Source organism: Paenarthrobacter sp. FR1 (assembly GCF_051106045.1).
Classification (GTDB): Bacteria; Actinomycetota; Actinomycetes; order Actinomycetales; family Micrococcaceae; genus Arthrobacter; species Arthrobacter nitroguajacolicus_A.
This window is the reverse complement of record NZ_JBPFSF010000008.1, coordinates 116,387-143,341: the sequence shown is the minus strand read 5'-3', so window position 1 is coordinate 143,341 and position 26,955 is coordinate 116,387. Positions and strand designations below refer to the sequence as shown.

The 26,955-nt window shown below is 64.5% G+C and carries 25 protein-coding genes and 2 riboswitches; of the genes, 15 read left to right on the top strand and 10 right to left on the bottom strand.

Annotated features, from left to right (window positions below):
* Positions 1 to 14: 14 nt before the first annotated feature.
* From ACR30Z_RS16135 to mnhG, 6 genes are read left to right on the top strand one after another with little or no spacing between them, the layout of a single operon-like run.
* Positions 15 to 3,035: a Na+/H+ antiporter subunit A gene (locus ACR30Z_RS16135; RefSeq protein ID WP_144649187.1), complete on the top strand. Its 3,021-nt coding sequence runs from the start codon at positions 15 to 17 to the stop codon at positions 3,033 to 3,035.
* Entirely contained in the window at positions 3,032 to 3,532 is a 501-nt protein-coding gene (locus ACR30Z_RS16130; RefSeq protein ID WP_144649188.1) for a Na(+)/H(+) antiporter subunit C, read from the top strand. Before ACR30Z_RS16135 ends, ACR30Z_RS16130 begins: the two co-directional genes overlap by 4 nt.
* Positions 3,529 to 5,112 (top strand): Na+/H+ antiporter subunit D, encoded by a 1,584-nt coding sequence (locus ACR30Z_RS16125; RefSeq protein WP_144649189.1) that lies wholly within the window; start codon positions 3,529 to 3,531, stop codon positions 5,110 to 5,112. Before ACR30Z_RS16130 ends, ACR30Z_RS16125 begins: the two co-directional genes overlap by 4 nt.
* Entirely contained in the window at positions 5,109 to 5,675 is a 567-nt protein-coding gene (locus ACR30Z_RS16120) for a Na+/H+ antiporter subunit E (RefSeq protein WP_434373550.1), read from the top strand. Before ACR30Z_RS16125 ends, ACR30Z_RS16120 begins: the two co-directional genes overlap by 4 nt.
* Entirely contained in the window at positions 5,672 to 5,950 is a 279-nt protein-coding gene (locus tag ACR30Z_RS16115) for a monovalent cation/H+ antiporter complex subunit F (RefSeq protein ID WP_144649191.1), read from the top strand. The genes ACR30Z_RS16120 and ACR30Z_RS16115 overlap by 4 nt, the downstream gene beginning before the upstream one ends.
* A complete protein-coding gene (gene mnhG / locus ACR30Z_RS16110) occupies positions 5,940 to 6,332 on the top strand; it encodes a monovalent cation/H(+) antiporter subunit G (RefSeq protein WP_144649192.1) in 393 nt (130 codons plus the stop codon). The genes ACR30Z_RS16115 and mnhG overlap by 11 nt, the downstream gene beginning before the upstream one ends.
* A gap of 61 nt (positions 6,333 to 6,393) precedes the next feature.
* Here mnhG and ACR30Z_RS16105 read toward each other — a convergent pair whose 3' ends face one another.
* Both ACR30Z_RS16105 and ACR30Z_RS16100 read right to left on the bottom strand, forming a co-directional pair.
* On the bottom strand, positions 6,394 to 6,654 hold the full coding sequence (locus tag ACR30Z_RS16105; RefSeq protein ID WP_144649193.1) for a DUF4235 domain-containing protein: 261 nt from the start codon (positions 6,652 to 6,654) through the stop codon (positions 6,394 to 6,396).
* A gap of 36 nt (positions 6,655 to 6,690) precedes the next feature.
* Positions 6,691 to 7,368 (bottom strand): NUDIX hydrolase, encoded by a 678-nt coding sequence (locus tag ACR30Z_RS16100; protein ID WP_434373548.1) that lies wholly within the window; start codon positions 7,366 to 7,368, stop codon positions 6,691 to 6,693.
* Between the two features lie 117 nt (positions 7,369 to 7,485).
* Positions 7,486 to 7,622: riboswitch (TPP riboswitch) on the top strand.
* 77 nt (positions 7,623 to 7,699) lie between these two features.
* Between ACR30Z_RS16100 and ACR30Z_RS16095 the strand changes: the two genes are divergently transcribed.
* The 3 genes from ACR30Z_RS16095 to ACR30Z_RS16085 are packed head-to-tail and all read left to right on the top strand — an operon-like array spanning position 7,700 to position 10,679.
* Positions 7,700 to 8,320 carry an ECF transporter S component gene (locus tag ACR30Z_RS16095; protein WP_144649195.1) on the top strand — a complete coding sequence of 207 codons (621 nt, stop codon included), beginning with the start codon at positions 7,700 to 7,702 and terminating at the stop codon, positions 8,318 to 8,320.
* Positions 8,320 to 9,888, top strand: coding sequence for an ABC transporter ATP-binding protein (locus ACR30Z_RS16090; protein ID WP_144649196.1), 1,569 nt, complete (start codon positions 8,320 to 8,322; stop codon positions 9,886 to 9,888). The genes ACR30Z_RS16095 and ACR30Z_RS16090 overlap by 1 nt, the downstream gene beginning before the upstream one ends.
* Positions 9,885 to 10,679, top strand: a complete 795-nt coding sequence (locus ACR30Z_RS16085; protein WP_144649197.1) for an energy-coupling factor transporter transmembrane component T family protein — start codon at positions 9,885 to 9,887, stop codon at positions 10,677 to 10,679. The genes ACR30Z_RS16090 and ACR30Z_RS16085 overlap by 4 nt, the downstream gene beginning before the upstream one ends.
* A gap of 83 nt (positions 10,680 to 10,762) precedes the next feature.
* Here ACR30Z_RS16085 and ACR30Z_RS16080 read toward each other — a convergent pair whose 3' ends face one another.
* Complete coding sequence (locus ACR30Z_RS16080; RefSeq protein ID WP_434373547.1) at positions 10,763 to 11,359, bottom strand: GNAT family N-acetyltransferase; 597 nt, start codon at positions 11,357 to 11,359, stop codon at positions 10,763 to 10,765.
* 31 nt (positions 11,360 to 11,390) lie between these two features.
* Positions 11,391 to 13,514, bottom strand: coding sequence for a penicillin acylase family protein (locus ACR30Z_RS16075; protein WP_434373546.1), 2,124 nt, complete (start codon positions 13,512 to 13,514; stop codon positions 11,391 to 11,393).
* A 101-nt stretch (positions 13,515 to 13,615) separates the two neighbouring features.
* Here ACR30Z_RS16075 and ACR30Z_RS16070 point away from each other — a divergent pair, with 101 nt between their 5' ends.
* Together ACR30Z_RS16070 and ACR30Z_RS16065 are read left to right on the top strand one after the other, a co-directional pair.
* Positions 13,616 to 14,350: a siderophore-interacting protein gene (locus ACR30Z_RS16070; RefSeq protein ID WP_434373545.1), complete on the top strand. Its 735-nt coding sequence runs from the start codon at positions 13,616 to 13,618 to the stop codon at positions 14,348 to 14,350.
* A 132-nt stretch (positions 14,351 to 14,482) separates the two neighbouring features.
* A complete protein-coding gene (locus ACR30Z_RS16065) occupies positions 14,483 to 16,006 on the top strand; it encodes a UDP-N-acetylglucosamine 1-carboxyvinyltransferase (protein ID WP_144649201.1) in 1,524 nt (507 codons plus the stop codon).
* A 91-nt stretch (positions 16,007 to 16,097) separates the two neighbouring features.
* Here ACR30Z_RS16065 and ACR30Z_RS16060 read toward each other — a convergent pair whose 3' ends face one another.
* On the bottom strand, positions 16,098 to 16,619 hold the full coding sequence (locus ACR30Z_RS16060; protein WP_167510438.1) for an endonuclease domain-containing protein: 522 nt from the start codon (positions 16,617 to 16,619) through the stop codon (positions 16,098 to 16,100).
* A 517-nt stretch (positions 16,620 to 17,136) separates the two neighbouring features.
* Between ACR30Z_RS16060 and ACR30Z_RS16055 the strand changes: the two genes are divergently transcribed.
* A complete protein-coding gene (locus ACR30Z_RS16055) occupies positions 17,137 to 18,330 on the top strand; it encodes a glutamate--cysteine ligase 2 (RefSeq protein ID WP_434373544.1) in 1,194 nt (397 codons plus the stop codon).
* Here the strand turns inward: ACR30Z_RS16055 and ACR30Z_RS16050 are convergent.
* The 5 genes from ACR30Z_RS16050 to ACR30Z_RS16030 all read right to left on the bottom strand — a co-directional run bounded on the left by ACR30Z_RS16050 (position 18,327) and on the right by ACR30Z_RS16030 (position 22,737).
* Positions 18,327 to 18,929: a hypothetical protein gene (locus ACR30Z_RS16050; RefSeq protein WP_434373543.1), complete on the bottom strand. Its 603-nt coding sequence runs from the start codon at positions 18,927 to 18,929 to the stop codon at positions 18,327 to 18,329. The genes ACR30Z_RS16055 and ACR30Z_RS16050 overlap by 4 nt on opposite strands.
* A 10-nt stretch (positions 18,930 to 18,939) precedes the next feature.
* Entirely contained in the window at positions 18,940 to 20,148 is a 1,209-nt protein-coding gene (locus tag ACR30Z_RS16045) for an O-succinylhomoserine sulfhydrylase (protein ID WP_144649205.1), read from the bottom strand.
* The gene (locus ACR30Z_RS16040; RefSeq protein ID WP_144649206.1) at positions 20,149 to 20,559 is read right to left on the bottom strand and encodes a rhodanese-like domain-containing protein; all 411 of its coding nucleotides are present in this window, start codon (positions 20,557 to 20,559) and stop codon (positions 20,149 to 20,151) included.
* On the bottom strand, positions 20,556 to 20,822 hold the full coding sequence (locus ACR30Z_RS16035; protein WP_144649207.1) for a DUF1737 domain-containing protein: 267 nt from the start codon (positions 20,820 to 20,822) through the stop codon (positions 20,556 to 20,558). Before ACR30Z_RS16035 ends, ACR30Z_RS16040 begins: the two co-directional genes overlap by 4 nt.
* 13 nt (positions 20,823 to 20,835) lie before the next feature.
* Positions 20,836 to 20,947: riboswitch (SAM riboswitch) on the bottom strand.
* Positions 20,948 to 21,033: 86 nt separating this feature from the next.
* Entirely contained in the window at positions 21,034 to 22,737 is a 1,704-nt protein-coding gene (locus ACR30Z_RS16030) for a SulP family inorganic anion transporter (protein WP_434373540.1), read from the bottom strand.
* Between the two features lie 129 nt (positions 22,738 to 22,866).
* Between ACR30Z_RS16030 and ACR30Z_RS16025 the strand changes: the two genes are divergently transcribed.
* From ACR30Z_RS16025 to ACR30Z_RS16015, 3 genes are read left to right on the top strand one after another with little or no spacing between them, the layout of a single operon-like run.
* Positions 22,867 to 24,195: an NtaA/DmoA family FMN-dependent monooxygenase gene (locus ACR30Z_RS16025; RefSeq protein WP_434373539.1), complete on the top strand. Its 1,329-nt coding sequence runs from the start codon at positions 22,867 to 22,869 to the stop codon at positions 24,193 to 24,195.
* Positions 24,195 to 25,757: an aromatic amino acid ammonia-lyase gene (locus ACR30Z_RS16020; RefSeq protein WP_434373538.1), complete on the top strand. Its 1,563-nt coding sequence runs from the start codon at positions 24,195 to 24,197 to the stop codon at positions 25,755 to 25,757. Before ACR30Z_RS16025 ends, ACR30Z_RS16020 begins: the two co-directional genes overlap by 1 nt.
* Complete coding sequence (locus ACR30Z_RS16015) at positions 25,751 to 26,833, top strand: PLP-dependent cysteine synthase family protein (protein ID WP_144649211.1); 1,083 nt, start codon at positions 25,751 to 25,753, stop codon at positions 26,831 to 26,833. The genes ACR30Z_RS16020 and ACR30Z_RS16015 overlap by 7 nt, the downstream gene beginning before the upstream one ends.
* Positions 26,834 to 26,955 lie beyond the last annotated feature (122 nt).

Here is a 26,955-nt window from a genome sequence, read left to right as displayed (position 1 = left end):
TTGCGGAGATAACAGTGATCACAGTTCTCGCCATCACCTTTGTAGCGGCAACTGTGGCGCCCTTGATCTTTCGCAAACTCGGCCGAAACGCGTTCTACGCATTGGCAGCGGTCCCCGCGGCAGCATTCGTCTGGCTCCTCTTCCAATACGGACCTGTATATTCCGACGGCGGCATAGAAGAAGTCCTGCCGTGGATCCCCAGCTTGAAGCTCGAGCTCGCGTTCCGCATGGATCCCTTGGCGTGGGTGATGTCCCTGCTGATCCTCGGCGTTGGATCCTTAGTGCTGGTCTACTGTGCCCGTTATTTCAAGAACAAGGACGCGGACCTGGGCGGCTTCGGTGCGCAGCTGCTCGCCTTTGCGGGCGCCATGTTTGGTCTGGTGACCTCCGATGACCTCCTGATGCTGTTCATCTTCTGGGAGCTCACCACCATCCTGTCCTACCTGCTGATCGGCTATGCCCGCACCCGTTTGGCTGCGCGCCGCTCGGCCCTGCAGGCGCTCATGGTCACCACCGCGGGCGGCCTCGCCATGCTTGTGGGCCTCATCATCCTGGGCCAGGCTGCCGGAACGTACCGGATCTCGGCCATCCTGGACCAAGCCGGAGCGCTCATGACCGGACCCATGGCGGGGGCGGTGACTGCCGCCGTCGTGCTGGTCTTGGCAGGTGCGGTGACCAAGTCGGCTCTGGTTCCGTTCCACTTCTGGCTACCGGGCGCGATGGCAGCCCCCACCCCGGTGAGCGCTTATCTGCACGCTGCTGCCATGGTGAAGGCCGGCATCTACATCGTCGCCCGACTTGCGCCGGGCTTCTCGGAGTCGCAGTTCTGGCTGCCCGTGGTCCTCGGACTCGGCTTGGCCACCATGCTGGTGGGTGGATACCGGGCCCTTCGCCAGACCGACATCAAGCTCATCCTCGCCTACGGCACGGTGAGTCAACTGGGCTTCCTCACCATGGTGGTGGGCCTGGGCCGTCCCGATGCCGCCCTGGCCGGGCTCGGGCTGCTGCTGGCCCACGGCCTGTTCAAAGCCGCCCTGTTCCTGGTGGTGGGCATCATCGACCACCAATCCGGGACCCGCGATATCCGCAAACTCTCCGGCGTCTTCCGTTCTTCGCGGGCTCTTGGCGTCGTGGCGGCAATTGCCGCCGCATCGATGGCTGGTGTGCCACCGCTGGCAGGTTTTGTCGCCAAAGAGTCGGTGTTCGAGGCGTTCGTCCACTACGGCACTGGCGACGACGCTCCAGCCTGGGGCATCTGGATCCTGGTGGGCTTGGTGATCGGCTCCATCCTCACCTTCGCCTACAGCGCCCGTTTCATGTGGGGCGCGTTTGCCACGAAACCGGGAGTGGAACCCACACCGTTCAAACCCATCAAGCCGGCGTTCCTCGCCGCCCCGGCCATCCTCAGTTTCCTCACCATCGTGTACGGCCTCTGGCCGGCGCCTGTGGACACGTGGATCCAGCCTTATGCGGCGTTGTTCGCCGATCGTCCTGACGCCGTCGACGCCGGACACCTGGCTTTGTGGCATGGCCTCACCCCGGCGCTGGGACTGACGGCGATCACGTTCGCGGCAGGTGCCGCGATGTTCTATGGCCGCAACCTCGTCTCCCGCGCCCAAGGCCTGGTCCCCGACTGGGTGGATGGCGACCGCGCCTACCAACACACGATTGGCGCCCTGGACGATGTAGCCGTGTGGGTCACCGGCCGCACCCAGCGTGGTTCTCTGTACTTCTACCTGGCAGTGATCCTCACCGTCGCCTTCGCTGTACCGGCCACCGCTTTGATCGTGGCCAACAAGCCCTTGCCGGACGGCATCTACTTCATCGACCCGAACTCCCCGCTGCAGATGGTGGCCGGTGCCGGAATCGTGGTGGGCGCGCTGGCTGCCGTCCGCGCCAACAAACGTTTCCTTGCCGTCCTCATGGTGTCCGTCACGGGCTACGGCATCGCGCTCATGTTCGCCCTGCAGGGCGCTCCGGACCTTGCCCTCACGCAGATGCTCGTGGAAACCATCGTGCTGGTAGCCTTTGTGCTCGCCATGCGCAGCCTGCCCGCTGAGCTCAGGGACCGGACCGGTGGCAGGCTCCGGGTGATCCGCGTGATCATCGGCGCGGCCTTCGGCATCACCATGATCTTCGTGGCCATCTACGCCATGGGCGCCCGCGTTGCCACCCCCATTTCACTCGACTTCCCGCGCTTGGCCTACGAGGGCGGCGGCGGGCTGAACGTAGTGAACGTGACGCTCGTGGACATTCGCGCCTGGGATACGTTCGGCGAAATTTCCGTACTGGCGATTGCCGCAACGGGCGTGGCCAGCCTGATCTTCGTCCGAAGCCGCGGCGACCGCATCAAGACCTCGGAAGCAGTGCCGGAAGGCAGCGTGGGGCGCCGCACCGACGTCGACCGTGGTTCCCGCGACGGAGCCACGCTGGCCGTGGCGAAGAAGTTCACCGACGTCAGCCGTGACGCGTGGCTGGTGGCCGGTCGCACGCTGGCACCCGAACGGCGATCGATCATCTTCGAAGTGGTCACCAGGCTGATCTTCCACTCCATGATCGTCTTCTCCATCTATCTGCTCCTTGCCGGGCACAACCTGCCTGGCGGCGGTTTCGCAGGCGGCCTGACCGCAGGCCTGGCCCTCACCATCCGCTATTTGGCCGGCGGCCGGTTTGAGTTGAGTGAGGCAGCGACCGTCAGTGCCGGAACGCTGCTGGGGACGGGACTTGCGACGGCGGCAGCGTCCGGTGTGGTGCCGCTGTTCCTGGGCGGGCAGGTGTTCCAGAGCGCCATCATCGAGTTCTGGTTGCCCGTGTTCGGAGACGTCAAATTCGTCACGTCCACCATCTTCGATATCGGTGTCTACATCGTGGTGGTGGGATTGGCGCTGGACGTCCTCCGCAGCCTCGGTGCCGAAATCGACGAACACTTTGAAGGCAAGGGCGCACCCCTCGCAGAAGAAGAAGACGCCGCTGACCATTCCGTGCTGGCCGGCGAGGCCGCTGAGTCCGCGGCGTCCGGGAAAGGTACCGCATGAGCATCAACCTGACCCTGCTGATCGTCATGGGCGTCCTGTACGCCTGCGGCATCTACCTGATCCTGGAACGCAGCCTGACCCGCGTGCTGTTGGGATTGATGTTGCTGGCCAATGCCACCAACATCCTGATCCTGAGCACTGGGGGATACGCCGGGCTAGCACCCTTGTTCGACAAGGAAACCGGCCCTGATGCCTACAGTGATCCCCTGCCCCAGGCACTGATCCTGACGTCGATCGTCATTTCCTTCGCGGTGACGGCGTTCATGCTGGGCATCATTTACCGCACCTGGGTCCTCGCCCGCCAGGACGAGATCCAGGACGACCTTGAGGACGTCCGCGTGGCCAAGACTCCCAGCTTCGATGCGGAGGACGACGCGATCGTGCCCCTGGAAACCTCGGAGTTCGCGATTACACCGTCCAACACCTCGGACCACGGCCACCCGGAAGCCACAGAAACCCCCAACACGGCATCAACCCAGGAAGGAGGCAGCGCGTGAACCTTGCGAACCTGTCGCCGCTAGCTGTCCTCCTACCGATTCTGGGTGCTGCCCTCGCGTTCCTGCTCATCAGGCACCACTCTGCGCAGCGGATGGTCAGCATCGGCATCCTGAGCGCGACCCTCCTGCTGGAGTGCCTGCTGCTGATCTCCGTGTGGAACGGTGGCACCACGTCCGTGACTCTGGGTGGTTGGTTGCCGCCGTGGGGCGTTGTCCTGGTGGTGGACCAGTTCTCCTCCCTCATGCTGGTGGTTTCCACCGTGGTGAGCCTCGCCGTCCTGATCTACGCCACCGGCCAAGGCATGGCTGACGGAGACCAGGAAGCGCCGGTCTCGATTTTCCACCCCACCTACCTGATCCTGGTGGCAGGCGTGTCCAACGCCTTCCTCACAGGCGACCTCTTCAACCTCTATGTCGGCTTCGAAATCCTGCTGACGGCAAGCTACGTGCTCATGACCTTGGGAGGGACGGGTCCGCGCATTCGTGCGGGTGTCACCTACGTGGTGGTTTCCGTGGTGTCCTCCGTGTTGTTCCTCGTAGCCATTGCCATGATCTATGGCGCCACCGGAACCATCACCATGGCGGACCTGGCCATCAAGCTCGCCGAACTGGACCAAGGCACGCAGAACCTCCTGCACGTGATGCTGTTGGTGGCCTTCGGCATCAAGGCCGCTGTGTTCCCATTGTCCTTCTGGCTGCCTGACTCCTACCCCACGGCGCCGGCGCCGGTCACCGCGGTGTTTGCCGGGCTGCTGACCAAAGTGGGCGTCTATGCCATGGTCCGCACGGAGACACTCCTGTTCCCGGGGGACACCCTTAACGTCCCCTTGATGGTGGTGGCGCTCCTTACCATGGTGGTCGGTATTCTGGGCGCCCTGGCCCAGAGCGACATCAAACGTCTCCTGTCCTTCACCTTGGTCAGCCACATCGGGTACATGGTGTTCGGTTTGGCGATGAGCTCGGTGGCGGGGTTGGGTTCAGCCGTCTTCTACGTGGCGCACCACATCACCGTGCAAACCAGCCTGTTCCTGGTCACGGGTCTCATAGAGCGACGTGGCGGCAGCTCGTCCATTGACCGATTGGGCGGCTTGGCCAAGTTGTCTCCGCTTCTGGCTTTGCTGTTCTTTGTCCCGGCAATGAACCTGGCCGGCATTCCGCCCTTCTCCGGGTTCCTGGGCAAGTTGGGTCTGTTGCAGGCCGGAGTGGAGTTGGGGACACCCCTGGCCATCGTGCTGGTGGTGGGCGGCGTAGTCACCAGCCTGCTGACGCTGCTGGCGATCGCCCGTGTGTGGAACAGGGCCTTCTGGCGGAAGCCCGAAGACGCCGAGTTCCCCGACCCCGTGCTGAAGGCTACCGGCAACGTCGGCGTGCTGCCCCGGACAATGGTGGGTTCCACGGCCGGCCTGGTCATATTTGGCGTCGCCCTGACGGTCTTCGCCGGACCGCTCTTCCAGGTGGCCGACGGTTCCGCCCGCATAATGCTGGACCGATCCGCCTATATCCATTCGGTCCTGGGCGATTCCGTCGAGGTGCCGCCCCTTGCACAAACGGATGAAGTGCAGACGGGTGATGCCAAATGAGCCGCAAACCGATTTCGTTCCGCACCGAACTGCCACTGCTCATCTGGTTGGTGATTGTCTGGGGCGCTCTGTGGCGGGATTTCAGCCCCGGCAACCTGCTGTTTGGTGCCCTGATCGCAGTGCTGGTGGCCAAGTTCTTCTACCTCCCACCCGTGGAACTGAGCGGCAGGTTCAACATCCTGCGCGCCATTCCCTTTGCCCTGATGTTCCTCGCCAAAGTTGTGGCAGCGAGCTTCGTGGTGCTGTACCTGGCGGTGGCCAAAGGCCCGAAGGTGCGCAGCGCCGTCGTCGCTGTTCCGCTGCGGAGCCATTCGGACCTCATGGTGACCGCCACCGGGCACGTCATTTCCCTGATTCCCGGCTCCCTGGTGGTGGAAGTGGACCGTTCAACGTCAACGCTTTACCTGCACGCGCTGAACATCTATGAAGAAGCCGACATCGACAAGATCCGGCAGGAAACCCAGAACATCGAAGCGGGACTGATCCGCATCATGGGTACTCGTGAAGAAGTCGAGGCGCTTAGGGCTGAAGCGCGTCCCGGCATGGAAGGGGCAACGCAGTGAAGGAATTCGTCCTGGTGGCCACGGCTGTCATCCTGAGTTTGGCTGCGGCAGGCGCGATTGTCCGCATCGCCATCGGACCGTCCCTGCTGGACCGCGTCCTGGCGTCCGACGTGCTGCTGGCCATTCTCGGCGCCGCACTTGCCGTGGATATGGCGATGAACCGGCACCTCAACAACCTGATGCTGCTGGTGGCCCTAGCGGTGATTGGGTTCATCGGCTCGGTGACGGTTGCCCGGTTCGTGGCCGAGCGGAGGGAACAGAACAATGAGTCCTGACGCCACCGGCGTGGACGCCGTCATTGATGTTGTTACCGCTGTGTTCTTGGTGGTGGGTGCCCTGATGTCCCTCGGCGCGGCCGTGGGCCTGCTGCGCTTCCCGGACCTCATGAGCCGCATGCACGCCGCCACCAAACCGCAGGTCCTGGGGTTGTTCCTCATGCTGGCGGCGATCGGCCTGCAGATGCGGACGTGGTGGGTATGGCCTGTCCTGGTGGTGGCGTGGATTTTCCAGCTGCTGACGGCCCCCGTCTCTGCGCACATGGTGGGGCGCTCTGCCTACCGCACCAAGCACGGGCACCGCGAGATGCTCACCAAAGATGAGCTTGAGGCCGTCGTCCAGCGGGCAGCAGCGGGCCAGGAACCCGCGAACGACCGCTGAACCGCCCATAAAAAAGCGCGGGCCCACCAAGGTGGCCCGCGCTTTGTTGTCCGGATGGTTCCTAGACGATGTCCTGGGATTTGGCGAAGCGTGCGATGGCACGCTGCGTGCCACGGCTGGCAAGGACCTGGATGAGGGTACTGACGAACGCGGAAATCAGTGCGAAGGTCAGGGCCGAGCGCAGGCTTGTTTCCATGTCATCGTTGCCTACGGGTGGCTTGTTGCCAGTGGCCTTTTCCCACCCTTTGTTGACGAGTTTGGTTCCGACGAAGCCTGCTCCGAGGCTTACTCCGGCACCCAGCAGCTTGAAGAAGAGGTTCATGTCCCCAGCCTAGCTGTAAAGGCCGGGGGAACACTGCTAGCGCCGGCTTTCCCGTTCCTTCAAAAACGCAGCCATGGAACCCTCCGGTGCCAGCACGGGGACCACAGCATGTTCGGCGGACCACATCGCCTCCACAGAACCAAACCCGTCGATTTCCTTCAGCAGGTAGTAGGTGGGCGGCATCAGCTGCAGGGTGCCGGCAGCCTCGGCTTCCAGGATTCCGTTCACAGGCATCCATAGGGATTGCCACGCTTCCGTGGTTTGGTGCTGCGGCTCGGCTCCCGGCGAAGGCTTGGCGACGTAGAAATACGTATCGAAGCGCTTGGGCATGTCCGTAGGGGTGATCCAGTTGGCCCAGGGACGGAGATCCGAGGCGTCGATGCTCAGGCCGGCTTCCTCCTGGACCTCCCGGATGGCAGCTGTGAGTACCATTGCTGCAGCGTCCGGATCCGTGCCGATGGAGCTCTGGTGCCAGTCCGCCGCGTGGGCCTGCAGGAGTTCGGTGGGGTAGTCCCACCCGGATTGATCCGCGGCGTCCACCCGTCCTCCGGGGAAGACCACCATCCCGGCAGCGAAGTCCATGGTGCTGACCCTGTGCTGGACGAAGGCCTCGAGCCCGTCCGCGGTGTCGCGAAGCAGGATGACGCTGGCAGCAAGCCGGGGTTCGGGCACGGGTTTGGTTCCTGGAAGTCCTGAGCCGGGAATGTCCGTCATGAAAATGTGCCCCTTTGCTGCGGTCGGATCTGCTGGTCCATTCTCGCAGGATTGTGACCGGGCCCCAGCGCCGGCCACACGCGCAGGTGTAAACTGAACCAGCCCATCAGGGCAGATTGATAACGACAGGGGAGCGCCGCCGTCGAATCCTGCAGGAATGCGGGAGACGCGAGGGCGCTGAGAGTGCGGACAGCCGCAGACCCTCGAACCTGATCCGGTTAGTACCGGCGCAAGGGAGTCGAGCTTCTCAGAGTGTCCGGATCCGGGCGGCGCAGGCCGGCTGGGGAATCCGGGGAGCACTTTCCCCTCCTGTACCTCAGGAGGCAGAAAAATGACCACGGTAAACGTGAAGAAGACCAGTTATAGCTGGCGTGTTGTAGACATCGTGGTGGCGGCCCTTATCGCCATCGCCGGCGGCGTGATCTTCTGGGCATGGTCCCAGGGCGCCGCACTCGTATCCATTCCCATGAACGCGACGTATCCGCCGCTCACCGGCCTGATCGCCGGTGGCTGGATGATCCCGGCGGTCTTGGGCATGCTCATTATCCGCAAGCCGGGTGCGGCACTGTTCTGCGAAGCCGTGGCAGCCACGGGTGAGCTCATTATGGGTTCGCAGTACGGCACCACAGTGCTCATCTCGGGCATCCTCCAGGGCCTCGGCGCCGAGCTGATCTTCGCCGCGTTCCGCTACAAGAAGTTCAACCTGCCCACGGCACTCCTTGCCGGTGCCGGTGCTGGCCTTTTCTGCGGCCTCAACGACTCCTTCCTGCCTTGGGGTTGGAACATCGCTTACGAAGCCATCGACAAGCTGGCCTACATCACTTTCACCACCATCTCCGGCGCGATCATCGCAGGCGCACTGTCATGGGTCGCCACCCGCGGTTTGGCCAAGACGGGCGTCCTGAGCTCCTTCGCGTCCCGCAAGGCCGCTTCGGAGCCAGTCTTCAGCTGATGCCCGCCACCAACAGCGGCGCTGTCAGGCCTGCCGCCATCTCGGCCGAGGGCTGGGGTTGGCGGCACGCCGGTCGGGCCAAGCCTGCCATTCAAGGCCTTGACCTCAGGATCGAACCCGGGGAGCGCGTACTGCTGCTGGGGCCTTCAGGCGCCGGCAAGTCCACGCTCCTGCACGCCCTCGCCGGGGTGCTGGGTGACGAGGAGGACGACTCTGACGAGACCGGCTCCCTGCTGATCGACGGCGTCACTCCCCGCGAGCAGCGAGGCCGCGCCGGCCTGATGCAACAGGATCCGGAAACGCAGGTGGTCCTCTCGCGGGTGGGTGACGACGTCGCCTTCGGTGCCGAGAACCTGGCCGTACCGCGGGACGAGATTTGGTCCCGCGTCCATGAAGCGCTCGACGACGTCGGGTTGCGTACCGCAGCAGGCGGCGGCTTGGCGTTGGATCACCCGACGGCGGCACTCTCCGGTGGGCAGAAGCAGCGCCTTGCGCTGGCCGGCATCCTGGCGATGCGGCCCGGGCTGATCCTGCTGGATGAACCTACGGCCAACCTCGATCCTGCAGGGGTGTTGGAGGTCCGCGATGCCGTGAAGCGCTGCGTGGACAAGACCGGCGCCACGTTGGTGGTGGTGGAGCACCGGGTGTCTGTGTGGAAGGACCTGGTGGACAGGATCGTGGTCCTGCAGCCGGGTACCGGCTCAGAAGCCGGTACGCCGGGCGTCCTCCTGGACGGCCCGCCGGACCACGTCCTATCCGAGGCCCGCACCATGCTGATGGGTGCCGGCGTTTGGGTTCCGGGGTATGTCCCGGCAACCCGCGCCCGCCGCAACGAACCCCGGACCGCCCAGCTCCTCCTTGCGGCGCAGGACCTCTCAGTTTCACGGGAGAAACCACGCAGGAAGGGCTTCAGGACCATCCCGCCGGTTCCCGTGCAATCCGGCATCAGTGCCCAGGTCCGGGCAGGCCAGGCGCTCACCATCACGGGTCCCAACGGTGCCGGAAAGTCCACCTTCGCGCTCACGTTGGCCGGTCTTCTGGCGCCGGTGGATGGCACGGTGAGTGCCGCCGTCGAGCTTTCAGAGGGAGTGGGCATGGACCCCTTCAAGTGGAAAGCCGAGCAGCTGATTTCCCGTATCGGAACCGTTTTCCAGGAGCCGGAGCACCAGTTCGTCACGGGCAAGGTCCTGGACGAACTCATGTTTGGCCCGAGGCACCTGGGCCATGGCGAGGAACGCGTGGACGAACTGTTGGAGCGGTTGCGCCTCACCCATCTGGTGGACGCCAATCCGTACACCTTGTCCGGCGGCGAGAAGCGTCGGCTCTCGGTGGCCACCGTGCTCGCGGCGCATCCGAAGGTCTTGGTGCTCGATGAGCCGACGTTTGGCCAGGATGCGAACACCTGGGCCGAATTGGCGTCCTTCCTGTCCGAATTGCTGGACGCCGGAACTGCCGTGGTCTCAGTAACCCATGACCAAGAGTTCAGCGCCGTGCTCGGCGGCACGGAACTGCAGCTCGGCCCGTCCACGCGCACGGAAAACGACCGCCAGGAAGCCGGTGCAGCATGAGGGATGCACTGAACCTGCGGGGTAACCAGGCGCTGCTGACCCGCGCGAATCCTTTGGCCAAGTTCGGCTCGGTCTTCCTCATTTCCCTGGTGCTGGCGCTGTCCATCGACTGGGTGTCGGCGTCTACGGCGCTTGTTGCGGAGTTGGCGCTCTTCCCGCTGGCCGGCCTCACTCTCCGCTTGCTGTGGCAGCGTGCCTGGCCGCTGATCATCGCGGCAGCGATCGGCGGGTGGAGCACAGCGATCGTGGCTGCTGACAGCGGCGCTGTCCTGCTCGACGTCGGACTCTGGTCCATCAGCGAAGGTTCCCTCGAGCTGGGGCTGGGTTTCATGCTCCGCGGCTTGGCGATCGCGCTCCCGGCGATCCTGCTGATGACCTGCACCGATCCGACGGACCTGGCCGATGCGCTGGCGCAGAAAGCAAAGCTGCCGCACCGCTTTGTCCTCGGGTCTCTGGCAGCCATGCGTTTAGTGGGCCTCATGGCAGAGGAGTGGCAGACCATCGGCATGGCCCGCCGGGCACGCGGCGTCGGCTCGCAGGGCAGCCCGTTCCAGCGCCTCAAGGCTACGCTCGGGCAGAGCTTCGGGCTCTTGGTGCAGGCGGTTCGCCGGGCGTCGAGGCTAGCGGTGACCATGGAAGCCCGCGGTTTTGGGGGCGGTCAACGCACGTGGGCACGAGAATCAACGTACTCGTTGCTGGACGTTTGGGTGGTCCTTGGCGGGCTGGTGATTGCAGCGGGAGCAGTGCTGGCCGCTGTGGGCGCGGGGACATGGAGTTTCGTCTGGCGCTAGCGCTGACATGCGCTGGAACGCTGGACACCAAACGTGCCGCCGGTAGCGTTGGGGGCCGCCGGCGGCACTTCCCTTGTGGCGGTTTAGCGCTGCTGTTCCTGGATCTCGTCAAAGCCGGCGCGTGTCAGGAACCCCAGTTGGGCTTCCTTCTCGGCGAGCTGAATGATGGGACCGAGCTCGAAGCAGGTGGCTTCCAGGCGACGCAGGGCCTTGGCATTGCGGGAGTCCGGCTCCACGATGATCCGGTCCTTGCCCGGCAGCGAGAACATGTACTTGATCAGCGACGTTCCGAGCCTCGGCGTGAAGTGTGGAATGGGCCGCGTGGCCGGAGCCAGCAACAGGTGCATCCCAATGTCCTCCTCGCGCGCAGGGTAGGCCTCGCCCACGGGGTCGTGCAGTGGTTCGTACGTCTGGAACAGGGCCAGCGGCTCCCCGTCGAGCACCACCAGGAACGCGTGGTGGGTCTCCAATGAGTCAAGGAACTCGTAGATCTCCTGGACGTGTTCGCGGGAGTGCTCGGTCATTCCCCAGAACTTTGCGCGGGGCTGGGTCACCCACTCGTAGATGAGGCCGATGTCCTCGCTGGGGATCAGGGGGACTATCCGCAGGGAACCCCAACCGTCGAGTTCTTCGGAGTAGATGGTGGTGCGGACGGCGAAGTCCTGGGTGGTGGTGGTCATGGTTTCCTTCTAGGGCTGCGAACGGAATTGGCTAGGGCGTGTCTTTGGTCAGGACCGACCAATCCGTGACCACTGGGGCAAGCTTCCCGGCGGTCCAGAGTGGCAGTTGGTCGGCGAAATGCTCATGCTCGGGTGTACCCGCGGCGCCGAAGGGGACGATCCACCGGCTGTTGGCTCGATCGGACAGGTCCCAGACGTAGCGGGCCACGGGTCCGCGGAAGCTTCGGTCGTCCACGCCGGGGAGGCTTTCGGTGCAGAGCACGCAACCGGTATCCCCACTGAGGTCGGCAGCGGGGGCGGCCTCGGAAAGAGCGCCCGGGAGGACGTGAACGGCCAGGAGCTGGTGTCGCTCGCCCCACGACGCACCGTCCAGCAGCGCTTCCTCCAGGGCAACGTCTTCAAGCGCTGCGGCAGCTTCAACACCAACACTGATACCAAGCTCGGAGCCCCGGGCCAGCAGCGTTTCAAGAGCAAATCCGATGCGCGAAGGAACAGACAACCAGGGCCCGAACAAGGGGGAGTATCCCGTGGGCTCGTGCAGTGGGGCCAACGCGGAATGCCTGGCAATGCGTTGAACCAAGGCTCCCCGCCACGCCGCGAGCACGGCTGCCTGGTGACTGGCCGCGTCCATGCGGCCGTCCCATCCCAACAACTCTGACCGGAGTTCCTTGGCTTCGCCGGACAGGTCATCGGCGTCCAGGCCACTGAGGATGGATCGGAACACCGGCCATGGACCCAGCTGCGTGTCCGTGTGGATGGCCTGCATGGTGTCCACGGTGAGTGACCCTCCGGGAGCGGCCTCCAATAGTTCCCGGATCCGCAGCGCACGATGCGCAGGAGCGAACTCCATGGCCACCGCATCTCCGCCGCCCGCGGCCCGATCATTAGCGCTGACCGCGAAACGCTGGACCTTGGTACGGGGGAGGACCACGTACTGCCCGTCCCACGCGTGGCGGGCGGAGAAGGCGGGCGCCGGCAGGCGGCGGTTGGAGGGATTCCGCTGCGGAACAAGCCCGGCAACAAAGTGGCGGACGGCCCCGGAGTCGTCCGCGGCCACCACACTGTTGACAGGCTCCACCCAGGCATCGAACGCTGCCTCTACCTCGGAGACGTTCCGGCTCCGCAACAGCGGCAGGAGGGCCTCAAAACCCAGCCGCCCCTCAACCCGTGCGGGGAAACGCAAACTGAGGGCACCGCCGTCGGGCGCTGCAGAGATCACCGACCCACGCGCGGTCTCCATGACCTCAACGTCAACGGCGTCGCCTCCGCGGACGAGAACAGTCTCGGTACTGACGACGACGGGTTCCCAGCCTTCCGCTCCACGAGCCTCCACGCGCTCGCCATCCACATCGGTGACCCGGCGCAGTTCCTCTTCGAAAAGGTCCTGGTAGTCGGCCATGGCGTTGGTGATGGCCCAGGCGGTATGCCCGGTGTGGGCGAAGTGCGGGAGGCCGGGGACACCCGGGAAGGCGAACCCGATGGTGTCGAACTCGGGGCATGCCAGCCGCACCTGCTGGTACACGCCGGGCAGCTCCATCAAGCGGTGGGGGTCGCCGGCAACCAGGGGAAGTCCGCTGGCTGTCTCCGAACCGTGGGCAGCCCAGGCATTGCTGCCGGACCACACGGGAGCTTCGATGCTGAACAGGCCTACGGCGTCGTCCCCGAGAGTCCGTGCGACGTGCGCGCGGAATAGTTTGTTGGGGAACGTGGAGAACAGGATGTGGTGGACCAGGAAGACGCCCAGCGGTGTCCATGGGTTCCAAAGCTCGGGGGCGCCGCCGGATTCATCGAACTCCGGGCCACCGCGGAGGCCTTCGGACAAGGCCTGGTTGACGCCGGCGACGTACTGTCCGCACCAGCGTTTTGTGTCGTCGTCGAAGTTCTCGAAGCAGCGGCGGGCGGTGTCATCCAACCGGGCCTGCCGGGCGAACCGGTCCCACACCACTGCGTCAGGGCCCAGCACTTCTGCCGCGCGGCCTTCGGAACGCCAGCGTTCCAGCTCGATCTGCCATGAGCGGTCGCTGGCGGCGTTCAGGCCTTGGAGGTAGGCGAGGTCGTCGGCGGATTCCGCCCACAAGTGCGGGATGCCCCACGAGTCACGGTAGGTGCCGGGGCCGCCTGCCGGGGCGGGATTGTGAGTCGGGGCAGGCGTCATAATCTCAGGCCGCTTTCGAGCTTAGGTTAGGCTTACTTAAGCTCAAGATAAATGGCTTTGGCCCCGTTCACAAATCGTGGCCGTTCGTGAAGGAGTGTTGCTTGAAGCGCAATTGGGAAGGCGTCGTCCTCAAAGTGATGGGCGCCAAGGACTTCACCTTGGAAGTCACCGGGCGGGAGGAGATCACCCCCGACTTCCTGCGCGTGCATGTGCGCGATGGTGGACTCTTGGAGCGCAGTGGCCTGCACCCCACCATGTGGATCCGGCTGTGGTTCGACGATTCCGGCAAGGCCCACCAACGCGCCTACACCCTGGTGAACGCGGATCCAGTGGCAGGAACGTTCAGTATGGACTTCGCTATGCACCATGGCGTCGCGGCCGACTGGGCCCGCTCAGTGCAAGCCGGCGACACCATCGACGCCACGGTCCAAGGCAGTTCCTTCAGCTTCCCGCAGCCCGCTCCGCGTCGGATCTGGGTGGTGGGCGATCCCGCGTCCATCCCGGCCATCAACTCACTCCTGGATGTGCGTCAGCTTTCGGCTGGCCACGGATCCCCGGTGACGGCCTGGCTTGAATACCAGCATGACGCCGACCCTTCGCTCGAGGTGCGGACCTCCGGATCCGACGTCGTCACCTGGATTCCGCGCAAACGCGACGGTGCCGCGCTGGTGGAGGAAGTCTGCGGTGCGCTGACCGAGGAGACGGTGTCCGTGGCGGATGACTTCTTCTGGATAGCGTGCGAGGCGTCCAGTACCCGTGCAATCGTGAAGCACTTGCGGAAGGGCTTGGGCGTGGATAAACATCGGATCGAAGCCTTGGGATACTGGCGCGTCTAACCCCTCCGGGCTAGTCGTGCTGACGGGCGACGTCCAGCGCCGTTTATCGCACAGGACGGGTATGGTGTGATCTTTGCCGCTCAAACGGCGATTTGCGTGCAGCTTCTAACTCACTTGTGATATTTCTGGGTTATGACGCAAGCTACGCCCGAACATGTTGGCCTCCTGCTCCGTAACGCCCGCAGTGAAAAGGGCTGGACGCAGGGGCAGTTGGCTACTGAGCTGGGAACCAGTCAGAGCGCAATCGCCCGGATGGAACAGGGTAAACAGAATCTCAGCCTGCGAATGATCGAGCGGCTCGAAGCGATCTTCGGGCGTTCCATCGTCAAAGTCGGCAAGCCGCAGATGACCCATCTCCGTGTGGAGGGCGGCCGGACGCTGTCCGGCGAAGTCGATGTGAACAGCAGTAAGAACGCCGGCGTCGCGCTCTTGTGCGCCAGCTTGATCAACCGTGGCACCACCACGCTGCGCCGGCTGGCCCGCATCGAAGAAGTCAACAGGATCGTCGAAGTCCTGACCTCCATCGGCGTCGAATGCACCTGGCTTAACGGAAGCGACCTCCGCATCCGCAGGCCCGAGGTCTTGGACCTCGGTTCGATGGACGTCGATGCTGCCCGCCGAACCCGCAGCGTCATCATGCTGCTTGGGCCGCTCCTGGATGAGACCAATGAATACTTGCTGCCCTACGCCGGTGGTTGCGACCTCGGAACGCGTACCGTCGAGCCCCACATGCAGGCCCTGCGCCAGTTCGGACTGTCCGTGGAAGCCAGGTCCGGTTTCTACTCCGTGACTGCGCCTCCCGCCGATGGGCATAGCCGCTCGTTCGTGCTGACTGAGCGTGGCGATACCGTCACCGAGAACGCCATCATGGCTGCCGCACACCGCGAAGGCACCACGGTGATCCGCAACGCCAGCCCCAACTACATGGTCCAGGACCTCTGCTTCTACCTGCAGGGACTCGGCGTGGATATCGAAGGCGTGGGGACCACCACCCTGAAGATCACCGGCCGCCCCGCCATCGACGTGGACATCGAGTACTTCCCGTCCGAGGACCCCATCGAGGCCATGAGCCTGATCACCGCGGGAATCGTCACCAACTCCGAGGTCACCATCCGCAGGGTCCCCATCGAGTTCATGGAAATCGAACTCGCCACGTTGGAGCAGATGGGCCAAAACCTGGAAATCTCCGGCGAATACATGGCCCGTAATGGCCGCACGCGCCTGGTGGACGTGACCACCAAGCCCTCCGAACTCCGCGCCCCGCAGGACAAGATCCACCCGATGCCGTTCCCCGGCCTCAACATCGACAACCTGCCGTTCTTCGCCGTGATCGCGGGCAACGCCGAGGGCCAGACCATGATCCACGACTGGGTCTACGAGAACCGTGCCATCTACTTGACCGAACTCAACAAGTTGGGCGCCCAGGTACAGCTGCTGGATCCACACCGGATCTACGTCAACGGGCCCACCAAGTGGCGCGCGGCCGAAATCGGCTGTCCGCCCGCCCTGCGCCCCGCCGCTTGCCTGCTCCTGGCGATGCTGGCAGCGAGGGGAACCTCAGAGCTGCGCAACATCTACGTGATCGAGCGTGGTTACGAGGACCTTGCAGAGCGCCTGAACACCATTGGCGCGAAGATCGAGTACTTCCAGGACTAGTTTTGCTGGATCATTCCTCGGTGGCCTTCAGGAGGCCCGCCATTCCGGGCTTCCGAATGGACAGAGAACGAATGATCCAGCAAAATCCTGCCTATCCGCGTCTGCCGTCCCTTCCCCGGGCCAGTAGTCCCCGGATCTGGGCCATGACATGCTCCTGCGAGTTCCAGATCTGCTCGGGTGCGTAACTTAACACGTGATAGCCACGGACTTGCGCAGCATTCAGCCTGCCCATGTCCTTTCGCCAGGCGGACCTGGAACTGTGGAACTGGTATCCGTTGATCTCGACGATGAGCCACCCGTCGATCAGGATGTCCACCCGACCTACACCTTCGATGCCCACTTGCCGCTTGAACGAAAGCCCTTCCGATTCGAAAAGCAGCCGTGCACTGATCTCGGGGACCGATTCGGATAATCCATCTGCCATGGCCAACCGTTTCCTCGCTACTCCGAAGTATTTGGCGGTGAGCTCACTTTCGAGGACATGCCGGGCAATCCCGAATCTCGTCATCGCAGACTGGGCTACGGATATCGCGTCAACTTCCGCCAAGCACGTCAGCGCATGGATGACGGTGTCTTCCACGGATGCCAAGGGAAGAAGGGCCTCCGATCCCACCCTGAGCCCACCATGCCGAACGAATCCCCGGCCTCGGTTGTGCCTTGTTGCCAGGTGGATTTTGTTGGGTTTCGTCTTAAGCCAAAGCCCGTATCTGACAGCGGCACTGGCGCACGTCAGCTGCCCATTGTTCGTGAGGGCCGAGAGGTACTCCGTATCTGCGGACGGCAACGCCCAAATGCCCTTCCGGGGTTGATACGCCCCTGCGATTCTCCGAACCGACGAGGGAGTGAAACCATGACCGCGGAGCAGCCCCACTCGTGCCACTCCGCCCACTGATCTCAGGAATTCGCGTGCGTCCATGGTCCAAGCTGGCCACGAACTGCGGCGGTGGGGCATGGAGATACTGGCGTATGTGGATGAAAGCGCCGAACTTCTGCTGGATCATTCGCGTTTGCGCTCACGAGAGGTGGAGTATCCGGGCGTTCGGAGACCGCAATGGAGCGATGATCCAGCAGAACGGAAGGGGGCACGCAGCAGCCCTGTCCTCCCTCGCCCTCGTGACGCAGAATGGAGCATGCGGACTTTCGGGGTTGAGGAAGAGCTGCTCATCGTCGATCCTGTGACGGGGGAGCCCCTGGCCCTCGCGGATGCGCTGCTGGCCGGCCACGATGAGCCCGCGGAGACCGGCCTGAGCCATGAACTGAAGCTGGAGCAGATCGAAACCCAGACCCGTCCATGCCACACGTACGGCGAGCTCCTGCACCAGATTCGCCGCGGCAGGGCCATGGCCAACCAGGCCGCCCGCCAGCACGGAGCCCGGGTGGCTGCGATCGCCACGTCGCCACTTGCCTCGAACACGCACACCACCCCGGATCCTCGGTACGCCGCGATGCTGGACCGCTTCGGGATTATCGCCACAGAGCAGTTGACCTGTGGGTTCCACGTGCACACGTCGGTGGAGTCACCGGAGGAAGGTGTTGTGGTGCTGGACCACATGCGGGACAAACTCGCAGTGCTCACGGCCCTCGCCGCCAATTCGCCGTATTGGCGCGGACTCCCCACGGGCTTTGACAGCTACCGCACACAGGCATGGAACCGGTGGCCCACGTCCGGACCCTCATCGGTCTTCGGCTCGCTGACAGCCTACCGGCGCATCGTGAAGCGTCTCCTGGAAACGGGCGTGATCATGGATGAGGGCATGATCTACTTCGATGCCCGCATCTCCAGGAACCACCCCACCGTGGAGGTGCGCGTGGCCGACGTCTGCCTCCGGGCCGAAGACGCGGCACTGGTTGCGGTGCTGGTGCGGGCTTTGGTGGAGACGGCCTCGCTGGAAATGCTCGACGGCGTCGAGCCCACCTCAGTGCCTACTGCCCTGCTGCGGATGGCGAGTTGGCAGGCCAGCAATTCGGGGTTGCGTGGAGACCTCCTGGACTTCGGCGATTTCCGTCCCCAGCCGGCGGCGGACGTGGTGTGGGCGCTGGTTGACTACGTGAGTCCCGTGCTGGACGACCAAGGAGAACTCAAACTCGTCAAAGCCGGGATCACGGACATTCTGGAGCGCGGCAACGGTGCCCACGAGCAACGCGAAGCGGCGGTGCGATACAGCAACAGGCGGCGCGACGGACACAGCCAGCCGGGCAGTCCGCCCAACGACGAAGCCCTGGCCGCCGTCGTCGGGCATGCAGCAAGAGTGACTGTTCGCGGTGTCGCCGCTGACGCGCTTAAGGACCCCGCTCCGATGCTGACCAGGGTGAGGAGGCCCTAGCTTTTCGGCTCTTTCCACGTCATCAGGTAGGCGCCGGTGAGCCCCTCCACCAAGTAGAAACAGAACGGGGGGATATCCTTCTTGGCCACCAGAATGGCGCCGTAGACGGGTGCGCTGGCCGCCGCCGTGATTCCGATCCATCGTTTCGCGGGCAAAGTCAGCAGGCTCCCGCCGAGGGCAGCCAACGCCACAACATGCAATCCGGAGTACAGCAGGAACGGCGCGTTGGACCCCCTGCGGTCGGCGAAGCGCTCCAGGTCCGAAGCCCTCCGCGTGAGGCTGTACACAAAGGGCGGAGCGCCGGCGAGCAGGGCGGCGGCAGCTGCGACTGCCCACTTTTTGCCCTGACGATGCGAAGCGTCCGTGCCCTGAACCGCGCTCGCGTAGGCTGCGAAACCTACCGGCACTGCCACGGTTCCCGCGGCGGTCAGGTGCTGCCCCACCACCCAACCACGCTGGCCGGCCTGGAGCATCCGCAGCCGTTCGGCAGCGTCCGGCGTGATGTAAACGCGGCTGACCGGTGAGATGCCAACGAACCACACCACCGTGCCGGCAACGATGACCGCTCCGGCACGGCGATACGGATACTTCCCGCTCATGGCAGCAAGGTTAGACCTGTTTGAGGGCCTTCTCCAGATCCAGGATGAGGTCGTCCACGTCTTCCAGGCCCACCGACAGGCGGACCACGCCGTCGCTCAGCCCAATCGCCGCACGGCCCTCAGGGCCCATGGCCCGGTGAGTGGTGGTGGCCGGGTGGGTGATGAGGGACTTGGAATCGCCCAGGTTGTTGGAGATGTCTATGACGCGCAGTCCATCGAGCAGCGCAAAAGCCGCTTCCTTGGCCGAACGCCCAGCGGACGGCGAGAGCTCGAAGGTCAGCACGGTGCCGCCCGCCTTCATCTGCTTCGCGGCCAGCTCATACTGCGGGTGTGACTTCAACAACGGGTATTTGACCCAGCTGATGGCGGGCTGCTGCTCGAGCCACTCCGCGATTTTCAAAGCGGACGCCGAGCTGTGGTTTACCCGGAGGCCGATGGTTTCCAGGCCCTTGGTCAGGACCCAGGCGTTGAAGGCGGACAGCGAAGGGCCGGTGTGCCGCATGAGCTGCTTGACCGGGCCGTCGATGAACTCCTTGGTGCCCAGGATCGCGCCGCCGAGGACACGACCCTGGCCGTCAATGTGCTTGGTGCCCGAATACACGATCACGTCCGCACCCAGCTCGCCGCAGCGCTGCAGCAGGGGAGTGGCAAAGACATTGTCGACGACGACGGTCGCTCCGGCGGCATGCGCCAGTTGGCTCACGGCGGCGATGTCCACGATTTCCTGCATGGGGTTGGAGGGAGACTCGAAGAACACCGCAGTGGTCGGTTCGGAGAGGGCCTCACGCCACTGCTCCAGGTCCGGGCCATCCACGAATACGGTCTCAACACCCCAGCGCGGCAGGATTTCGTTGAGGATCACAAAGCAGGAGCCGAAGAGGGAGCGCGCAGCAACGACGCGGTCGCCGGCAGCCAGCAGCGCACCCAAGGCGGTGAAGACCGCAGACATGCCCGAGGCCGTTGCAAAGCACGCTTCGGTTCCTTCGAGCAGCCGGAGTCGCTCTTGGAAGGTTGCCACGGAGGGGTTGCCGTAACGAGAGTAGACAAAGCGTTCGTCCTCGCCGGTGAAGGCGCGTTCGGCGGCTGCGGCGGATTCGTAAACGAAGCCGGAGTTCAGGAAAACAGGCTCGGCCGTTTCCTGGAAATTGGTGCGGTCAAGGCCACCTCGGACGGCCTGGGTGTCTGGGCTCCAGCCGGCGGCGTCGGGATTGAAAGTCACTTACTCGGTCCCCAGGTTCGTCGGCAGGCCACGGTTCTTCCAACCATTCACAGTTCGCTCGCCGTAACGGTCCGGTTCGCCTTCAAAACCCTCAAGGACGTTGTAGGCGGTGAAGCCGGCCTGCGTTGCGGCGATGGCAGCGGAAATGGAACGCTGCCCGGAGCGGCACAGGAAGACCAGTTCAACGTCGTCGCCCTCGGGGGCTTGCAGCTGCAGGTCCTCGATGAAGCGGGAGTTCGGAACCCCGCCTGCGAGGTTCCACTGGATGAACAGGGGATCGTTCTCGGTGGCTTTGGTGTCCGGGATGCCGATGTGGGCCCATTCGCCCTCGGTACGGACATCCACCAGGATGGCGCCTTCTTCAAGCTTCGCCCACGCGTCCTGCGGGGTCAGGTCACCTGCGTAGCTCATGCGTGGCCCTCGAATGCTTCTTCGTCGTCGTAGTTCTCCAGCTGGTCAACGGCGTTGGCGACGGCCGCATCGGCGTTGGCGATGGCTGCGGGCAGCACGATGGCCTGCGCGACGATGACGTCCGTTCCGTTGAACGTGGCTGCCGGGCTGCCATGGAGCACATAGCCCTCGGCGAGGGAGTTGTGGATACGCTCGCAAAAATCACGATTGTCCGGGCCCGTAATCAGGCGGTAAGAGAGTTTTTCTTCAGTGGGTTCAGGCATTGCTGGTGCTCCTCAGTCACGCTTGCAGTTCGAGTTGTCGATACGCCGAGTAGTCACCTGAGGCACCCCGCCGGAGAGAGGGTTGCCGACCAGCAAGTCAGGGCTTTGCGCTGGTACTCATTACTCAAGAAAAACGTAACATCCACGGGCATCGGCCTGCACTTGCGGGTGGCTGCGGGCTCGTCATGTTGCGTAATCGGAGGTGCCGGAGCTATTCGCGCCTGAGCGCGCGCACTGCGGCGCCGATGGTGGGGAAGAAATGGTCGGGCGTGAAACGGGCCGCAGTACCGAGGTGGAGCAGTTTGTCCTTGACAGGCCCTTTGAGCTCGGCGAACACCAGGTCCACGCCCTTTCTGGCAAGCCATTCATCCAGGGTGACCAGGTCATCCAACGCCGTGGTGTCGATCCCGGTGATGGGTTCGGCGGCGAGAATCACGTGGGAAATGTCGTCTGACGTTTCGTCCGGCGCCTCATCCAGCTGCTCCCGGACAAACTCCGCCAGAACCTGACCGTTGCCGAAGAAGAGCGGGGCATCAAAACGCAGGATCAGGAGCCCGGGAACACGCTCGCCGTCGGGGTGCCTCTCGAGATCGTGATAGCCGGGGAGGCCTTCCTCTGCGCCAAGCTCGGTGCGGTACGGATCCCAGGCCCGGCGAACAAAGTCCAGAAGTGCCAAGGCGATGGCCACCACGATTCCCTGCAGGACACCGACGGTCAGGACGCCGAGGAACGCTGCGAGCATCACCACGGACTCGCTGCGGCTCAGGCTGAGGAGCCGCCTGACGCCGGCCGGATCCGCGAGGGCGATGGCCGCAGCGATCACGACGGCGGCCAACGTTGCGGACGGCAAGTACTCAGTGACGCCGGGGGCCAGGAGCATGAAGGCCAGCACCAGCACCGACCCCACCACACCGGTCATTTGGGATTTGGCACCCGCATCCACGGCCACTGGGGTCCTGGAGGTGCTTCCGGAAACGGGGAAGCCACCCAACAGCCCCGTCGCAGCATTGGCCGCACCGAGCGCCGCCATCTCCCTGTTCCCGGACACTCTCTTGCCTTCCTTTGCCGCCAGTGTTTGGGACAGGACGCCGGTGTCCGCGAAGGCCATGAGGGCAATGCCGGCGGCGGCGGGCAGCAGGGTGAGGGCATCGGCCCAGCCAAGCCCGCCGAGCGCGGGCATGGGCAGGCCCTGCGGCAAGATTCCGGTGACCTTGACGTGGTGGTGCAAACCCAAAACCGCGGTGGCAACGCACGAGCCAACCACGGCAAAAAGCACGCCCGGCACCTTCCACTTCAGGAGTTTCGGGATCCAAATGAGCGCCAACGAACCAACCCCCAGCAGCAGCGCGGCGACGTTGACACCGCCCGTGAGTATCCCGGTGGTGACCTTCGCCAGCTTCTGCCAGATGTCGCCGTCGGCCTCTATCCCCAGGAAGGCCGGCAGCTGCGAGAGGGCTACCAGCAGCGCGATGCCGTTCAGGTACCCCAGCCGGATGGGCTTGGAGAGCAGGCCGGTGATGGTCCCCAGCTTCAGCGCGGAACCCGCCAGCATGATCACCCCTACCAGCACGGCCAAGAGCCCCGCCAATGCCACGGATTTCTCGCTGCTCCCCGCCGCCAGCGGGATGACCGCCGCTGCGATCAGCGGGGCGAGGGCGGAGTCGGGGCCGAGGACCAGGATGCGGGAAGGCCCGACGACGGCGTAAACCAGCAAGGGGACCACCGTTGCGTAAAGCCCGGTGACAGGCGGCAGCCCGGCAGCCTGCGCGTACGCCATGCCTGCCGGGACCAGCAAGGCGAACAGGGCAGCACCCGCCACGACGTCGTGCCGGAGCCATTCGCGCTTGTATCCCTTGAGCGCCCAGACGCCGGACAGCCGGTCCTTGGCGGATCGGCGGGCGGTTGGCGCACTCATACAGCGATCATTCCGGATGGGGGCTGTTTGCGGAACCCGGAGCAACGCCCAGCCCCTTCTTTTGTGACGCCGCGGGAGCATAATTGACGCAGTACGACCCCCTGTAACTTCGCATGAAATCAGGTCGCGGTGAACGGACAGAGCAGTTCTACACTCAAGCCCATGCTGCATTTTGGTTGGTTCGTGGGCCACGGTTTCGGAGTCCAAGGGTGGGGGACTCCCGGTTACGCCCTGGGCTACGACTGGAAGAAACCCGCCCTGTACCAGGAAGCCGTGCGCGCGTTTGAGCGATCCGGACTGGACCTGTTCATCATCGAGGATTCCCTGACCGTCCCGGACACTTATGGCGGCACCGCCGAGGTTTCGCTGGCCCACGCGTCCTTCGCCCCGAAGCATGATCCGCTCGCGTTGGTCCCATACCTTCTGTCTGCCACGGAGCACTTGGGAATTGTTCCTACCGTCAGTGCCTCGTTCTATCCGCCGTTCACAGCGGCCCGGCTGCTCGCTACCCTTCAGCACTTCTCGGAGGGCCAGCTTGGCTGGAACGTGGTCACTTCCGGCAGCGACCTCGCCGCCCAGAACTACGGACTGGACCAGCAGATTGAACACGACCTCCGGTATGAGAAGGCTGAAGAGTTCGTCGACGTCGTCACGCGCCTGTGGCGGAGCTGGGAACCTGGCGCTGTGCTTGAGGATGTTGCCGCCGGCGTGTTCGCGGACCATACCAAGGTGCATCCGATCAACCACGAAGGCGACTTCTTCAAGGTTCGTGGTCCACTGAACACGGCACCGCTGCCCGAGGAGCCCGTGCTGGTCCAAGCCGGCGCCTCTCCCCGAGGCAAAGCGTTCGCCGGCGGTCACGCTGATGTGGCAATTGCGCTCGCCCGCGGCGTTGACGGCATGAAGGCCTACCGGGATTCGATCCGCGCCGAGGCTGCCAAGGCCGGGAGGAACCCCGACGACGTGAAGGTACTTTTCGTGCTGAAGCCCACCGTTGTTGGTTCTACTGCAGAGGCGGAGGAGCTACGGGCGCAGCGCCGTGAACTCACCCAGCGCGATATCGACAGCCAGCTCAACTCCATCTCCTACCTGTCCGTGATCGACTTCAAGCGGTTCGACCTCGATGCCCCGCTTCCCGAGCTGAGCACCAACAGCAACCAAGGCACGTTGGAACACTTCGCCAAGGCCGCGCCTCCCGGTTCCACGCTGCGCCAGATCCTGCAGGCACGCAGTGGCGGGGCCGGAGACTCGATCATCGGCACGGTGGGCGAGATCGCCGACTATCTGGAGGAAACCGGCGCGGCCGTAGGGGGCGACGGCTTCCTCTTCTCCGGCTTCGTCGACCCGGTGACGGTGCACAGTGTGCTGGACAAGCTCACGCCCGAACTGCGGCGCCGCGGCCTGTTGAGGACGAGTTACGGCAACGGTGGGTTCCGCCAGAACCTTCTGGACTTCTGATGGCTTCTGCTGAGCCGTTGACGATTGGTACGGCGCCGGTGCGCGCCGTGGACGTGGCTTTGACGGCATCTGATCCGTCGTTTCACGTGAAACTCAACCAAGATGCGTTGTCTCTGATCGACCGATCCCGGGCGGTCGTGGAGAAGGCTGCTGCCTCCGGGCAACGGGTCTACGGACTCAACACCCTGCTCGGCTCCGGCCGGGACACCGCTGTGGAGGAGAAGTCCCTCCTGGCGTACCAAGTCCAAGTGGTCAGGTATCACAACAGCGGAGTCGGCTCGTACCTGGACCGCGCCGCTGCCCGTGCAGTGATCCTCGCCCGGCTCATCGGATTCAGCCGCGGGGGCTCGGGGGTGCGCCCGGAGACCGCCCTTTTCTATGTCGAACTGCTCAACCGTGGCGTCATTCCCGCCATCCCGCGCGAAGGCTCGGTGGGCTCATCGGACCTGACCCAGCTTGCCGCCGTCGCCGCTGTTGCCATCGGTGAAGGCCAAGCATTAGACGCGTCCGGAACGCTGGTATCGGGCGCCAAGGCGCTGGCCGATGCAGGGCTCCAGCCCTTGGTTCTCGCACCCGGAGAGGCCCTCGCCCTGGTGAGCGCCAACGCCTACTCGGTAGGTGCCGGAACCCTGGCGTTGCTGCGGCTGCAGCACCTGAGCGAGCTGGCCGACGTCGCACTTTCCCTCTCGCTGGAGACCATCGCACGGTACGACGGCGGCGGGAACCTCAGCCCGTTCTCGCCGGCCATCCAGGCGGCCAAGGCGGTGGACGGTCAGCGGGACTCGGCTGCCGTTGTGCGCCGCCTGTTGAGCGGTGGATGGTTGGAGGATGTTCGGCCGGAGGTATCGGTGCAGGATGCGTTGTCATTTCGGGCCGCACCCCAGACGCACGGGGCTTTCCGTTCCCTGGTGAATCAGCTTGGTGTGGCCCTGGAGGTAGAGCTGAACGGGCGCGGAGACAACCCCTTGGCCGACGTCGAATCCGGGTTGATGGTATCCGGCGGGAACTTCCAACCCATGCAGTTGGCCCTTGCCTATGAGGGTTTGCGACTGGCTTTGGCGCATGTAGGGATTTCCAGCGAGCGGCGCATTGCCAAGTTGTATCCGCCGCAGCGCGCCATCCGGGCGAAGCATTTGCAGGGTGCGGCCTCTTCGGCCTCCGGCTTGGCGCAGGAAGAATTGCCCGGGCTGCTCTGGTACTCCGCCGCTGGTCTGCTGGCCGAACTGAAGGTCCTGGCAGCACCGGCGACCCTCGGCGCCCCGACACTTTCGGCCGACGTCGAGGACCACTCGACGCTCGCCCCGCTCGCCCTCCAGCAACTGGAAAAGTCGTTGGACGCCTTGGAAAAGCTCTTGGCAATAGAGGCCTTGACGGCGTCGTATCTGCTGCTCGAAGCGGGAGCCGCGCAACCGCTCGGGAAGGGGACCGGCGCCGTCGTGGGTCGTTTGGCCGATGTGCTGGCGGACCGGCCGTCGGCGCCTGACCTCGTGGAGCGGGCGCGGGCCGAACTGCGCGAGGCCGTAGCCCAGGAATTTTTGGAGACAGGGGAGGAAGCGTGGTGAGTACGGCGATCCGCAAACATGGTGTGCACGCGGCGACTTCGGTGCCGGACGGATTGGATGCCTCGGTCCTGGACAAGGTGGGCAACACGCCGCTGGTGAAGTTGGAGTCCCTGAGCCGTGGGCTGGGCAGCGCCATCCACATCAAGCTCGAGTCCGAGAACCCCGGCGGCTCCATCAAGGACCGCACGGCGCTGAGCATGGTGCGGGCGGCTGAGAGATCTGGTGAACTGCGGCCTGGGGCGACCATCGTGGAGAGCACCTCCGGGAACACCGGCATTGGGCTGGCCCTCATTGGGCACCTGACCGGCCATCCCGTGGTGGTGGTTACGGGCGACACCATTTCGCAGGAGAAGCTTGCCGCGCTCCACAATTACGGTGCCAGGGTGATCCTGACTGATTGGAATGCGCCGTCCGAGTCGCCGGAGAACGCCCGGGCCGTGGCTGCCCGCATCACTGCTGAGACCCCTGGCGCGTGGCGGCCCATGCAGTTCGACAACCCTGCCAACCCCGCCGCGCACTATGAAACCACTGGACCGGAAATCTGGGAGCAAACCGGTGGCTTGGTGACACACTTCGTGGCTGGCATCGGGACCGGCGGGACCATCAGCGGGAACGGCCGGTTTTTGAAGGAGCGCGTTGCTGCCTTGCGACCGGGTGGGCACGTGGAAGTTGTCGGCGCCGACCCCTATGGCTCCGCCTACAGCGGCGGTCATCCCGGCGAGATCCTGGTGGACGGAGTGGGCAACTCCTGGCCGCAAGCCGAGTGGCCCAAGATCTTTGACCGCTCCATCGTTGACCGCTTCCTGCGCATTCCTAACGACGAGGTCTACACCACGGTGCATCGGCTCCTCGACGAAGAAGGTCTCGCGCTGGGCCCGTCGTCCGGCCTCGCGGTGGCAGCCGCTGTGCGGGTGGCGCGCGCCGCACCCCACGGCTCGGTGGTGGTAGCCATAGCCCCCGACGCCGGCACCAACTACCTGAGCAAGGCCTTCAACCCGGTGTGGCTGGCAGAGCACGGAATCCGCCTCGCCGCCGACGTCCCCGCCGCCCGGGACATCCAGGACATCCAGGGCTAGGACGCTCTCTCACTTCCCACCCGTTTTTGGTGGACGCTCTCTCACTTCCCGTCCGTTTTTGGTGGACGCTCTCTCACATCCCGTCCGCACCGCGCTGAGATCATTCCTGCTGCCGTGAATCG